This is a genomic window from Lactobacillus sp. ESL0791, assembly GCF_029433255.1.
Taxonomy (GTDB): Bacteria; Bacillota; Bacilli; order Lactobacillales; family Lactobacillaceae; genus Lactobacillus.
In genome coordinates, this window is sequence record NZ_JAQTHU010000001.1 from 918,138 (window position 1) to 930,441 (window position 12,304).

Genomic DNA, 12,304 nt, shown 5'->3' on the forward strand with positions numbered 1-12,304 from the left:
ATTAATTCTCGCTTGCAATTGGTTTTCTGCGGCCAACCAGCCAGCAAATTAGGATGGCTGTGACTGCTTCAATTACAATCAGCAGGATATTTAGTGGAAGGGCAAGCTGGCTGATATGAATGTTAGCCATTTTTGTTCCACCTAAATAGACATCGACAATTACCGAACCAATGATTAGGCAAAACATGATAATCCATTGCGGTTTGCTGAAGGCGATGCCGTATTCTTCTTCACGCCGCCGAATCCCGGGCAGGATTGTCCCAAGGCCGATTAAGACGACAACGGCAATAATATTAATGATCAGTTCGTACCACCAGTAACCGCTGTAAGTTTTGATATCCTGTGGGGCAATTCCCAACACCGTGGCAACAGCCGTTACCACCAGCAGGAATAATCCTGCAAGGTAGGCCAGTTTGTCGTTTTTAATGAAGACATACTTGGACGGGAATTTTGCGGAATTCTTTCTGATACGCATAAATGAGTAAAAGATCCAGCAGGTAACCCCCGGCGAAACAATGGCGTTAAGGTTCAACAGCCAGTTAAAGATATCGTTCATGTCAGGCAGGAAAATTCCGAGCAGCATGATGAAGGCCGAAAGTGAAACGGTTAAGATGTAGCCGTTGATCGGTAGGCCATTCTTGTCCTTTTTCCGTAAGAATTTCGGCATGTATTTGTCGCCGGTGTCGGAAATGAGCATTCTGGTCATCGCATCAAGCAGCACGGCCAGCAGGGCAGCGTTATAAAAGACGGATGTCCAGGCCCATAAAAAGAGCAGGCCTTTACCTAAACCATATTGGTGACCAACCATGTCAAAAACATAGTAGGCACCGTTCATTTTTAGATCATTTGGAATATGATAGGCATTAAAGTAGATACCTAGAGCAAATGAACCAAAAACTGTTAGGAAAATGGTCATGATTGCCAGCGAAATCATCGCTTTCGGGAAATCGTACTGCGGTTTTTTCATTTGCGTAACGTATGGTGCAACCAATTCACAGCCGTTCAAGGCGTAGATCAACATGGCGACGGTTGTCCAGTAATGCATGTCAAATTTTGGAATCAGAGTGTGCCAAGTAAATGGCTGAGTTGCCATGTGGCCGCCGGATTTTGCCAAGCCCAAGAAGGCCAAAAAGACAAACATCAGGGTCATGAAGAGCATTAACCCGCCGCCAATCGTTGACAGAACCTCCATTGACCGGGAAAAATAATGTTCAACAAAAATAAAGATGATGAACATGGTAAAGGTTAAGATTGCGAAGGTTGAGTTGGAAATTTGGTGCTGAAATTTTTCGGAACCGGTCAGAGCCCAGCCAATGTCAACAATGATCTCGTTAGCTGAATCCACGGCATACGGAATTGAGGCTGCCCAGTAAGTCCAAGCCGTGAAGTAGCCAAGAAATTCACCGTCGGTGCCGCGCACCCATGATGAAAGGCCGCCGCCGCCTTTGCTGAAGACGGAACCGAGCTGACCGACCATCAAAGAATACGGAATTACGTAAAAGATACACATAATGATCCATGAGGTGACGACCGGCATCCCCTGGTTTTGAAAGTTGTACATGATATCGTCTAGGCCGATAACTGTGCAGAAGGCCATCAGGGTCAGAGTGGGCCAATTGATATATTTTTTGTTATTAGTTAAATCATCCACTTAAAATTTCTCCTCCCAAATTAATAACATTTTTTATTTTACATATTTACCAAGCAGTATTCCAGTAGTAAAACGCTTACCAATAAAAATGAAAGCAAAAATTTTTAAAAATACTGAAGAAGTTAGCATGATCGGCAAAAAAACTTGTTTAGGCCGTTACGGTATTGAATTTTAGGCACGCGTGCGTTAAGATTATTATCGTTAATACTGAAAAGAGAGAAAGAGGGATTCTTATGTCAGGACATTCAAAATGGCACAATATTCAAGGCCGCAAAAATGCGCAGGATGCTAAGAGAGGGAAGATTTTCCAAAAGTTATCGCGTGAAATTTACATGGCTGCAAAGAATGGTGGTCCTGACCCCTCTGGGAACCCTAACTTGCGGATGGTCATGGACAAAGCGCACGCTAACAACATGCCGAAAAACAACATCGATCGGGCAATCAAGAAGGCCGAAGGCAATTCTGAAGAGCACTACGACGAGATTACCTATGAAGGCTATGCACCGGGCGGCGTTGCTGTCTTTGTTGAAGCTTTGACCGATAATAAGAATCGGACTGCTTCTTCGGTGAGGGTTGCCTTTACCCGTAATGGCGGCTCACTTGGTGCTACCGGTTCAGTTGCTTACATGTTTAACCGTAAGGGTTACATCGTAATTGACCGTTCAACGACCGATGCCGATGAAGATCAGGTGCTGCTGGACGTCATGGATGCCGGCGGTGATGATTTGCAGACGAGTGATGATGCCTTTGAGATTTATACCGACCCGAAGCAATTTGCCCAAGTTAGGGATGCTCTTGAAAAGGACGGCTACAAGCTGGCTGCTGCTGAATTAACGATGATTCCTGAGAATACGATGGAAGTTCCGGCAGACAAAAAGGAGCAATTTGCTAATTTAGTCGATGCATTAGAAGACGACGATGACGTGCAGAACGTTTATACTGCTGCGGCTGATGAAGATTAATTTTAAAATTTAAAATTTGTTAATGATAAAAATCATCCAATTTAAAAGTTGGGTGATTTTTTTATTTGCCAGAAAAAATTTTCGCTTTTTTTCGTATTTATTGGTAGTAAGAAGTAAAGGAGGTTTTTTATGGAAGCAAAAGACGTAGTGCACGATTTGCTGGAAAAAGCAATTTGTGCTCATATCAGTGATATTTTTTTCAGAAGCAAAAAGCAAAAGATTGCGGTTTTCTTTCGTTGGGATGAAAAAATTGTTCAGCAAAAAACGTTTGACCGCTCATTGGGCCAAGAGATAATCAATTTCTTAAAATATTCAGCACAAATGAATATTTCGGAACACCGCCGGCCGCAGGTCGGTGCGCTTAAATATTGTTATCAAAATCAGGATTATTATCTGCGTTTGTCCAGTCTCGGCGATTTCTATGATCAGGAGTCACTGGTAATCAGGATTATCTACCAGATTAGTTTAAGCAATTATTTTTTTCCTGACCAAATACAGCAGTTAATCGATTTGACCAAGAAAAAGGGCTTAATTGTTACCAGTGGACCAACCGGTTCGGGGAAAACGACGACGATGTATAAACTAGCAAAAAGGGTGGGGCAGGAAAAGATGGTAATGACAATTGAGGATCCGGTCGAAGTTGAAGAAGTCGATTTTTTGCAGACCCAGGTCAATAACGAAGCGGAAATCGATTATCAAACCTTGTTAAAGGCGGCGCTACGGCACCGACCGGATATTTTAATAATTGGGGAAATCCGCGATCCGCAAACCGCACGTTTGGCGGTGGATGCGGCCTTGAGTGGGCATTTAGTGCTGGCAACAGTTCATGCCAAAAGCACGCTGCAGACAATTTCTCGCCTAGAAGGTTTACAAATTTCTAATAGTGAACTGGCCAATTGTTTGACCGCCGTTTCTTACCAGCGTCTGCTGCCAAAAGAAACAGGTCTAGCGTGTCTACTTGATCTTTGTTACGGCAAAGCCCTGACTGCTAATATCGGGCAAAAGGTGCGGGCAAACTTTATTTCGTGGCAGGAAAATTTACAGTTGTTAGTAAAGCGAGGTGAAATAACGGATGGAGTCTACAAAGATTTTAAAGAAGGATAAACTAACTGATGCCGAAAAATTAACATTTTTGGATTGCTTGAAAAACAGTCTGGAAAACGGCTTTTCGTTAAATACCAGCTTAGAAATAATGCCGGTTTTGTGGCCGCGGCGCAAGACCTTGATGGAAAAAGTGGCTTTCGCGATGAAAGCTGGCGGGCATTTTAATGAGCAGATGCTCAAACTAGGCTTTTCCCGAACAGTTGTTACCCAAGTTAATCTGGCAATGCAGCAGGGCAGCTTAATTGAATGCTTAAGGCAGCTAGTGATGCTGAATCAGCTTAAAAATGAACAATTAAAAAAGTTGAAGGCGGAGCTATCCTATCCTTTTGTGCTAGCCGTAATGATGGTCAGTTTGCTGCTGTTTATGCAAACTTTTGTTTCCCGGCAGTTTGCCGGCTCCGGGGAATACAGTGGCGATTTACTGATCGCCGGACTAATTCTATTAGCTTTAAGCTTTGTTTATTATTTGGCACGAATTTTAAATTTGCTTGCTAAACAGGATTATCGCTCGCTGAAAAAGTTGTCGCACTACCCAATTGTTGGGTCGACAATCAAAATTTATGTTGAATATTTGCTGATTTATGATATCGGCCTGCTGTTAGCCAGCGGTTTTTCCCTGCAGAAAATGTGTGAGTATGCATCTATGCAGGAGGAAGGCTCACTTCAGCAGTACATGGGTAAACGGGTGGGACAGAAATTAGCCGCGGGACAAAGCCTGGAACAGATTATTAAAAAAGAACTCTTTTTGCCCAATTCGCTGTTAATTTTGCTGCAGACTGGGTCTAAGCGTGATGACTTGGGGAAACGCTGTCTCGTTTTTGGCAAAAGCTTGTTTACGGATTTGATCGGTAGAATCGAAAAATTAGTAGTAAATGTTCAGCCATTTTGTTTTATTCTAATTGGCATCTGTATTATTGGCATGTATTTAAAGCTGCTCTTGCCAATGTACAGCATGATGCAGAAGATATAGAGGTAAATTATGAAAAAGAAAGTTAAAAACTATTTATTGAAGTTAATTGCCAAAACCAGGACTGCCAAGGGGTTTACCTTGATTGAAATGGTCGTTGTTGTGGCGATTATTGTCCTGTTAATTTTAATTATTGCGCCAAATCTGACAAAGCAGAAAAAGAATGCGGAGGAGCGTACAGACGAAGCATTTAAAACAACGCTGCAAACCCAGGCAAATTTGTACGAGGATGATCGGAGCAGAAATGGAAAAGAGATAAGCTTTGCCAATATGTATGATGCCGGTTATTTAACCAAAAACCAATATGAAAAATCGAAGAAATACACATTAAATGATGGTACCGTTGAAAAAGCCCATTAGGAAGCATGTGCGAGCTTTTACTTTGCTTGAAACGATGATTACATTAATTATTTTTGCTGGGTTATTGCTGCTTTCAGTTGTTCAATTAAAAGGTTACCGTGACGAACTGATTTTGGATAATACAAGCAGAGAACTAAGGTCAACAATTGAACAGGCAGCACGTGTCAGTACAATTCGGCATGAAGGAATTACTATTACTTACTTTCCTGTAAGTAAACGCCTTTGTTTTAAAAACAAGAATTATTTTAACAAACTTGACCTTGACAAAAGTGTCAAAATAGACGACTTTCCCAAACTTGAAATTTCGTCTAATGGCATCATGGCTCCTAGAACAATTACGCTTATTAGTCGAAAAGGTGTCCGGAAAATAAAATTACAAATGATGTGGGGGCGAGCGATAAGTGATTAAAAGTAAGGGCTTTTTGATGCTTGAAAGTATGTTAGCATTATTTATTACGTTTTTGGGAGTCAGCACAATGGCACTGATCGTCAGTGATGGACGGACAAATGAGCAGGCAATTGAGCGCAAAACCGACCGTATTTATGCGTGGCATGTCATGAGGAAAAATGATTTGCGTGAAGTAAGAGTTCATGATCATGTTTACCGATTAACCGGTGCTAGGGAAGTTTATGATACAAAAGAAAAACAAACGTACCAAATTAACAAGTAAAGGTTTTTTGCTTGCAGAAGCGGTTTTTTCGGTCTTTGTGACAATGATCGTAGTATTGCTGCTTCAGGGCTTGCTAAAAACTTTATCTACCGCTAATCAAAAAGTGAACTATACGGATGACCTTGTCTTTTCCTATGTTCAATTTAACCGTTTTTTACATGATGGAAAAACGCAAACGGTATATACCTTACCATCAGCATCCAAGTTTAACAAAGCTGTGTTTGTCAAATTGAAAAAAGACGGTGAGAAAGTTGAGGAAAAACAATATTCTTTGTCTGTTTACAAAAGTATGATCAGAGCAACAGGTGAGAACGGTGGGCACATGCCGCTGTTGTTAAATGTGCAGATGGCTACTTTTGTGACTAAAGATGAGCTGATTAAAATTAATGTTACCGAAAATAATGGTCGCCGGTCAGTTTTATACTTTAAATTAGATCCTAGACCAACGAGAAAACAAGATGAAAAAAATAAAGAGAAAATTATTCACGAAAGTAAGGGTAACGGGCAGCGTTTTATTAAGTAGCGTGCTTGTCCTGATTACGTGTTTATTATTTTTGCATTTCTACCAAGAAGTTTATCGTAATAACATGGAGAACTACTTTCTGTTAATAGAGTACCTGCTTAACAACTAAATTCTTGCGCATAATTCCTGCTTTATTTAGAATAAGTTTATTAAGTAGGAGAAATTAGTATGAAAAATATCGAACAAATTTTTGCGCAGTTTTTAGATTGTGTGCAATTTTTACAAAAGGATTTGAATGTTTCTTTTGGTGAAGCACTAACCGAAACTTTTGATAATTTAGAAAATAATCAGATTAAGGTTGAAATGGGTGCGCCGGACAAAGAAGCAGTTAAAGAGCTCAGTAAAAAATATGCAGCATTAAATTACGAAAAATTGCCGCAAAGGGTAAAAGTACAAATTTTTACATATTTGACCTTAAAGGCAATCACCGATGATGAGCGGGATGTTAATCAGATGCCGACACCGCCGGCAATTGCAACAGTGATTGCATTGATAATGCAAAAGCTGCTGCCAAAGAAAGAACTAAAAGTTGTTGATCCGGCAATTGGTGCCGGCAACTTGCTTTATTCGGTTGTTAACCAGCTTAAGAATGTCAATCATTCGCAAAACAATTATCATTTATTTGGGATTGATAATGACGAAGATATGTTGGCCTTGGCCGATGTTGCCGCTCATTTAAATAACATTAAAATTGAACTGTTTTGTCAGGATGCTTTGACGCCGTGGTTAATACCTAACCCTGATGCAGTTGTCAGTGACCTGCCGATTGGTTACTATCCGCTTGATGAAAATGCCGCAAATTTTGCTACTAAAGCAAGTAATGGTCATTCTCTTGCACATGCACTGTTTGTTGAACAAATTGTTAAGAATTTATCTCCAGGCGGTTATGCTTTTTTGCTGGTGCCTAAATCGCTTATTTCTGGCAAAACGGCTGCTGATTTTATGACATGGCTGACGCAGGAAGTTTTTTTACGTGCAATTGTTGAATTACCGGATGAACTTTTTAAGAATAAGTTTAATCAAAAAGAAATTTTGGTCTTTCAAAAACCCGGTCCAGGTATAGCCAAAAGTGAAGTCTTACTTACTAAGCTTGACTCTTTAAAGGACGAGAAAGCACTCATCAAATTTAATGTTAAGCTAAACGAGTGGTATACTAATAACATTCACTAATTGAAAAATTGTCTGGAGGATTTTTATGAAGAAAGTTTTAGCAATTAATTCGGGAAGTTCATCTTTTAAGTATAAGTTGTTTGCTTTGCCTGAAGAAAAAGTTTTGGCTGAAGGATTGGCCGACCGGGTTGGACTTGATGGCTCTACCTTTGAAATTGAGTTGGCTAACGGTGATAAGCATAGCAAGGAAGTTGCCATTCCAGATCAGGAAACAGCTGTTAATTTGCTGCTTGAAGCACTTAGAGAATATAAAGTAATTGCTGATATTAAGGAAATTGTTGGCGTCGGACACCGGATTGTTGCTGGTGGTGAAGCTTTCCCTGATTCAGCACTTATTGATGAAAGCAATCTGCAAAAAGTACGTGATTTGAAGGAATATGCACCGTTGCATAATCCAGCGGAAGCAAATGGGATTGCAGCTTTCATGAAGTTATTGCCTAGTGTTCCTGAAGTTGGCGTTTTTGATACGGCGTTTCACCAAAGTCTTGATCCGGTTCACTTTATGTATTCTGTACCTTACAAATATTATGAAAAATATAAGGCACGTAAGTACGGTGCTCACGGAACTTCCGTTCGTTATGTTTCGGCTAGAGCTTCCGAGATGTTGGGTAAAGACTTAAAAGATCTTAAGCTGGTTGTTTGCCATTTGGGTTCAGGTGCTTCAGTAACGGCAGTAAAATATGGTAAATCATTTGATACCTCAATGGGTTTTAGTCCGTTAGCCGGGATCACGATGGGAACCCGTTCGGGGGATGTTGATCCTTCTCTTTTGCAATACATCATGGAAAAAGAAAATCTGGATATGGACCAAATGATTGATATTTTGAATCATCAATCTGGTTTACTTGGAATTTCGGAAATTTCATCTGATATGCGGGATTTGGAAAACAGTAAGGATGAAAAGGCTCAGCTTGCACGGAAGATTTTTGTTAGCCGTGTAGTTAGTTACATTGGTAGTTATGTTGCTGAAATGCAAGGCATGGACGCAATTGTCTTCACTGCTGGAATTGGTGAACATGACAGTAATGTCCGTGAGAACGTAATGAAGTCATTTGCATTTTTAGGTTTAGATCCAGATCTAGAAGCTAACAAGTCAAACGGTGAGAAGTTTATTTCGCAACCTGATTCGAAGATCAAAGCAATGATTATCCCAACTGATGAAGAATTAATGATTGAGCGGGATGTTGTCCGCTTAGCTCATTTAGATTAGACACAAGTTTTTTAATCGTAAGTCAGGTAAATTTATGCTATACTATAAACATTCACGGGGATGTTTTTGGGATTCGACAGGCGTAGATTCGCATTGACTGCGGTTTGTAGGTCACGTCTACATTAAAACGTCACAGAACTTTAACTGCAAATAAAGAAAATTCTTACGCATTAGCTGCTTAATTTAAGCGCATGCGTTGCTTGTTATTAGCTTACTCGTGGCCGATAATAGGTATCAACTTAGCGAGTTACGTTTAACTACCTCATCTGAATAGTTAAAAAGAGTCATAACAGATTAGCTAGTTCATCCTAGCCCTGTTATATGGCGTTTTGAATTAGCGAAGTTCAAGTAATATAACTATGATCGTAGAGGTCAGTGACGGAATGCGTTTGGACAGGGGTTCAACTCCCCTCATCTCCATTTGATGAATGATAAAGGCTGATAAATTAATGTTTGTCAGCCTTTTTTGTTGCTTTTGATACAAGAAGGATAAAAAATGCTGCCTTAAGGATAAACCCTCTGAGGTAGCTTTTAAATTCCATCCGTAATAATATTTAATTAGGATTATCACCATCAATTTGACATTCTGTATATCCTTGGGACTTAGCTTCAGCAAGAGTCATTTTTACAATATTATCAGCATTACTTAAACCTCGGCAATCTGGATTATAATGATACCTCTTACCATGATCTGGCGCTACAAAAACATAACCCTCTTGAGGAGCATACGCTTTTGTATTGCCCCTTTGTTTATTTTGATTAGAAGCAACTTGCTGATTACTGTTATTAGTAGAATTTGAGTTTTTATCATCACTGCTCTTGGAGTTTTCACTATCAATATTTGTAGTTTCCTGCTGTTTATGGTGCCTGTTCTTAGTTTTAGCTACTGCATGGGCAGCAGTTAATCCAACAGCTGCTTTTTTGAAAATTTTGTGCTTTTTAGATTTATTGCTCTTTTTATTTTCCTTCGGTTTGGTTTTATATTCTGTCTTTTTTTTAAACTTAGCTTTTTGTACTTTTGAAGAATGAGCAGTTTGAGCATTATTATTAGGATCGTTAGACATCATGTTACCGCCAAATGATATGATAATAGCTCCAAGAATAAGTATAATTATAGAATTTCTAAGTTTGTTTTTATTAACTAATGAATCAAGAAAGTAAACAATGCTTCCTATCATTATTATGGTCCCAATAAAAAGTAAAGATAGTCCTGTACCTAAAACTTTACTACTTAGTGTTGAAATCAAAACAAGAATAATGACCGCTTTGCCCCAAGTTTTCTTATACCAAGGTAAAGCTTTAGAATTATCCACTTTTTTATTGTTATTTGATGGTGTTGTAGAATTATTGTCTTTTTCTTTCATTAATTTTCGTCCCCTTCTAGTATGATAAGCTTATTATATCAATATTATAAAAATTAGTGTATTACTATAGCTAGTTTTCAAAATGCAAACTTAAAATTAGTCTTGAAAATTTTTGCTTTTCTGTTTAATAACTCTAGTATCTTAAGCTATTACAAAAATAATTTATAGTCTCCATATAGATTTACTAATAACACAGCAATGCAAATCAATATTTCTTTGATACCGGGGACAAAGTTGATTTATAAGTGTATTTTCTTCAGCTTTAGTTTTTTCATTTTTATTGAAAGTAGAAAAGATCAGATACTCTTTAGCTGGGGTGGATTCACGCTGTCAATAAAAGCCAATAATTATTCAGCATGCATATATTTTGTAAAAGGTTGCTGAGGAACATCATTTTTTAGATAGATTAGTTTACTGTGTAATTCTTATTTCAAAAATATTATTTTTATTTATTGTTAAAGCACATGTGTTTGCCTAATTCTTACTATAATAAAGAAACGAGTAATAGAGGATTAGTACTTGCGCTGAAAAAAGCATTTTTCTAACAAAATATGGTAAAGAGACTATTACAGTAACAATATAATTGAAAGTGTTTCCGTATAATAGCAGCAGATTAGCCGAATTTTATAGAGATCTATAATAGAGATCTATAGTAGCAAAGAAAAAACGGACAGCAATTCAAGTTATCCGTTTTTTCTTTGTGCTTTATTTGTAATCCAGCTCAAAATCTTTAGCTGAAAAGAAGTGCATTTTGTTATTAAAAATATAGTTGGTAATTAGCGCTAATGCAATCGGCAAAATAAAGAATAATATGATAATAAGCATAATATTAGCAAAATTGCTGCTGCGTCCGGCCATTGCTGTGATTGGTCCAATCAAACCGGAAAAACCAAAGCCTGCACTCATTGGGGTGCCACTGATTTTAAAAATTGCGCCGATTCCGCCCAGGATTCCGGCATTTAGTAAAACGGGAATTAGTAACTTAGGTTTGGTCATTAAGTTTGCCATTTGCATCTTAGGCGAGCCCAAGAAGTGAGCAAGTGAGGTTCCCAGGGAATTTGCCTTCCAGCCAAAAACTGCTAGGGCAAAACCAACGGCGGTGATTCCTAAATTAGCGGAACCGGATGCGATGCCGGAAAGGCCAATTGCAGTGGCGATTCCCACTGATGAAATCGGTGAGACGATTAAAAAGCCAAAAATAATTCCCATGATGATTCCCATGATAATCGGCTGCAAGCTCATCAGGTGTTCAACCCCGATGCCAATAAGTGCGGTGAACTGTCCGACTGGTTTTAGCGTGAGAATCCCAATTCCACCAGCGATTACTAAAACCAGTAGCGGAACGAGTAAAATCGTGTAAGCTTTTAATTTTTGTCCAAAGAAGAGGACTAAGCCGTAAGCGATCATGATGGTGATGGCTGTGTTGATCACATCGCCGCTGCCCATGACATGGATTTTCCCATTTTGCATGGTAAAATTACCAGCTGCTGCAGTTGCTGCTAGTGCAAGTGAAGATGTCTGAATTGGCGACAGCTTGGCGGTCATGCCCACGCAGACGGCACTGATTGCTGGCAATAATGAGCTGGCAAACGTGGTTAATACTAAAATAAATCCGAGGCCTGGCCAGTGTGGTACTAGAGCCTTAATTAGCTGGTTAACTAAGGCTCCTGGAACGAGTGACACGACAATTCCGATTGATAAACCGTTCAGGGTGTCTAAGATAATTTTTTTAAGTAATTTCATTTTTTCTCCTTAAAATTAAAAGTGCACACAGACGACGACAACTGTGTGCACTTTTATATGTTAGGAAAAAATCTTATTTACGGCACACAGTTAATTAAATTAATGACCTGTGTGACAATAAATAGCAAAAATACGGCCCTCAGATCAAGATGCTAAAGTACCGAAAATAATATGAAACTATTGGTTGATTAATTTTTATTTTAGTCGTCATAATTAAAACCTTTCATAAATATTTAATCAATATGATACAGTAGTTCACACAAAAAGGCAAGCAGAATGTTAAAAAGCAAATTTGCTTAGAAATATAAAAAAGGCAACTGGGAATTATGCTTAACTCTTAGTTGTCTTTTGAAATGATCCGGGTGAGATTCGAACCCACGACCCACGGTTTAGAAGACCGTTGCTCTATCCAGCTGAGCTACCAGACCATCGTATGTTTGTTTTGTTCTTTTCAGAACAGTAATTATTATAGAGAATTATTCCGCGTATTGCAATGATTATTTTTGCCTAACAATTTAATGTGTCTAACGTTTAAGATGCTAGTTTCGAAAAAACATAAGAGTTCTAGTTAATCGAATT

12 protein-coding genes, 1 tRNA gene and 1 other RNA gene are annotated in these 12,304 nt (G+C 38.8%); 10 read left to right on the top strand and 4 right to left on the bottom strand.

The genetic code is table 11. The features are described from left to right. Position 1: 1 nt before the first annotated feature. Positions 2-1,651, bottom strand: coding sequence for an APC family permease (locus tag PT285_RS04630; protein ID WP_277148219.1), 1,650 nt, complete (start codon positions 1,649-1,651; stop codon positions 2-4). Positions 1,652-1,884: 233 nt separating this feature from the next. On the opposite strand from PT285_RS04630, the gene PT285_RS04635 reads away from it, so the two are divergent. The 10 genes from PT285_RS04635 to ssrA all read left to right on the top strand — a co-directional run bounded on the left by PT285_RS04635 (position 1,885) and on the right by ssrA (position 9,041). Then, on the top strand, positions 1,885-2,613 hold the full coding sequence (locus PT285_RS04635) for a YebC/PmpR family DNA-binding transcriptional regulator (RefSeq protein ID WP_277148221.1): 729 nt from the start codon (positions 1,885-1,887) through the stop codon (positions 2,611-2,613). 129 nt (positions 2,614-2,742) lie between these two features. Next, the gene (gene comGA / locus PT285_RS04640; protein WP_277148223.1) at positions 2,743-3,717 is read left to right on the top strand and encodes a competence type IV pilus ATPase ComGA; all 975 of its coding nucleotides are present in this window, start codon (positions 2,743-2,745) and stop codon (positions 3,715-3,717) included. Continuing rightward, complete coding sequence (locus PT285_RS04645; protein ID WP_277148225.1) at positions 3,686-4,687, top strand: type II secretion system F family protein; 1,002 nt, start codon at positions 3,686-3,688, stop codon at positions 4,685-4,687. Before comGA ends, PT285_RS04645 begins: the two co-directional genes overlap by 32 nt. A gap of 9 nt (positions 4,688-4,696) precedes the next feature. Next, positions 4,697-5,044, top strand: a complete 348-nt coding sequence (gene comGC, locus PT285_RS04650; RefSeq protein WP_277148227.1) for a competence type IV pilus major pilin ComGC — start codon at positions 4,697-4,699, stop codon at positions 5,042-5,044. Continuing rightward, positions 5,016-5,453: a Prepilin-type cleavage/methylation protein gene (locus PT285_RS04655; RefSeq protein ID WP_277148229.1), complete on the top strand. Its 438-nt coding sequence runs from the start codon at positions 5,016-5,018 to the stop codon at positions 5,451-5,453. The genes comGC and PT285_RS04655 overlap by 29 nt, the downstream gene beginning before the upstream one ends. Then, positions 5,446-5,715, top strand: coding sequence for a hypothetical protein (locus PT285_RS04660; RefSeq protein ID WP_277148231.1), 270 nt, complete (start codon positions 5,446-5,448; stop codon positions 5,713-5,715). The genes PT285_RS04655 and PT285_RS04660 overlap by 8 nt, the downstream gene beginning before the upstream one ends. Next, positions 5,675-6,238: a ComGF family competence protein gene (locus PT285_RS04665; RefSeq protein ID WP_277148233.1), complete on the top strand. Its 564-nt coding sequence runs from the start codon at positions 5,675-5,677 to the stop codon at positions 6,236-6,238. The genes PT285_RS04660 and PT285_RS04665 overlap by 41 nt, the downstream gene beginning before the upstream one ends. A 168-nt stretch (positions 6,239-6,406) precedes the next feature. After that, the gene (locus PT285_RS04670; protein WP_277148235.1) at positions 6,407-7,408 is read left to right on the top strand and encodes a class I SAM-dependent methyltransferase; all 1,002 of its coding nucleotides are present in this window, start codon (positions 6,407-6,409) and stop codon (positions 7,406-7,408) included. A gap of 25 nt (positions 7,409-7,433) precedes the next feature. Continuing rightward, positions 7,434-8,618: an acetate/propionate family kinase gene (locus tag PT285_RS04675; RefSeq protein ID WP_277148237.1), complete on the top strand. Its 1,185-nt coding sequence runs from the start codon at positions 7,434-7,436 to the stop codon at positions 8,616-8,618. Between the two features lie 56 nt (positions 8,619-8,674). Then, positions 8,675-9,041, top strand: a transfer-messenger RNA (tmRNA) gene (gene ssrA / locus PT285_RS04680). A gap of 131 nt (positions 9,042-9,172) precedes the next feature. On the opposite strand, the gene PT285_RS04685 is transcribed toward ssrA, so the two are convergent. The 3 genes from PT285_RS04685 to PT285_RS04695 form a co-directional block, all read right to left on the bottom strand. Then, positions 9,173-9,982 carry a hypothetical protein gene (locus tag PT285_RS04685; RefSeq protein WP_277148238.1) on the bottom strand — a complete coding sequence of 270 codons (810 nt, stop codon included), beginning with the start codon at positions 9,980-9,982 and terminating at the stop codon, positions 9,173-9,175. Positions 9,983-10,687: 705 nt separating this feature from the next. Beyond that, positions 10,688-11,725 carry a PTS sugar transporter subunit IIC gene (locus PT285_RS04690; protein WP_277148240.1) on the bottom strand — a complete coding sequence of 346 codons (1,038 nt, stop codon included), beginning with the start codon at positions 11,723-11,725 and terminating at the stop codon, positions 10,688-10,690. A 354-nt stretch (positions 11,726-12,079) separates the two neighbouring features. Next, positions 12,080-12,153: transfer RNA gene (locus PT285_RS04695), tRNA-Arg, on the bottom strand. Positions 12,154-12,304: the final 151 nt, after the last annotated feature.

Excerpts from the sequence above, each read along its gene's own strand:
- PT285_RS04685 (WP_277148238.1), bottom strand. The coding sequence starts at position 9,982 with ATGAAAGAAAAAGACAATAATTCTACAACACCATCAAATAACAATAAA.
- PT285_RS04635 (WP_277148221.1), top strand. The coding sequence starts at position 1,885 with ATGTCAGGACATTCAAAATGGCACAATATTCAAGGCCGCAAAAATGCG.
- PT285_RS04690 (WP_277148240.1), bottom strand. The coding sequence starts at position 11,725 with ATGAAATTACTTAAAAAAATTATCTTAGACACCCTGAACGGTTTATCA.
- comGA (WP_277148223.1), top strand. The coding sequence starts at position 2,743 with ATGGAAGCAAAAGACGTAGTGCACGATTTGCTGGAAAAAGCAATTTGT.
- PT285_RS04670 (WP_277148235.1), top strand. The coding sequence starts at position 6,407 with ATGAAAAATATCGAACAAATTTTTGCGCAGTTTTTAGATTGTGTGCAA.
- PT285_RS04665 (WP_277148233.1), top strand. The coding sequence starts at position 5,675 with ATGATACAAAAGAAAAACAAACGTACCAAATTAACAAGTAAAGGTTTT.
- PT285_RS04675 (WP_277148237.1), top strand. The coding sequence starts at position 7,434 with ATGAAGAAAGTTTTAGCAATTAATTCGGGAAGTTCATCTTTTAAGTAT.
- comGC (WP_277148227.1), top strand. The coding sequence starts at position 4,697 with ATGAAAAAGAAAGTTAAAAACTATTTATTGAAGTTAATTGCCAAAACC.
- PT285_RS04645 (WP_277148225.1), top strand. The coding sequence starts at position 3,686 with ATGGAGTCTACAAAGATTTTAAAGAAGGATAAACTAACTGATGCCGAA.
- PT285_RS04655 (WP_277148229.1), top strand. The coding sequence starts at position 5,016 with ATGATGGTACCGTTGAAAAAGCCCATTAGGAAGCATGTGCGAGCTTTT.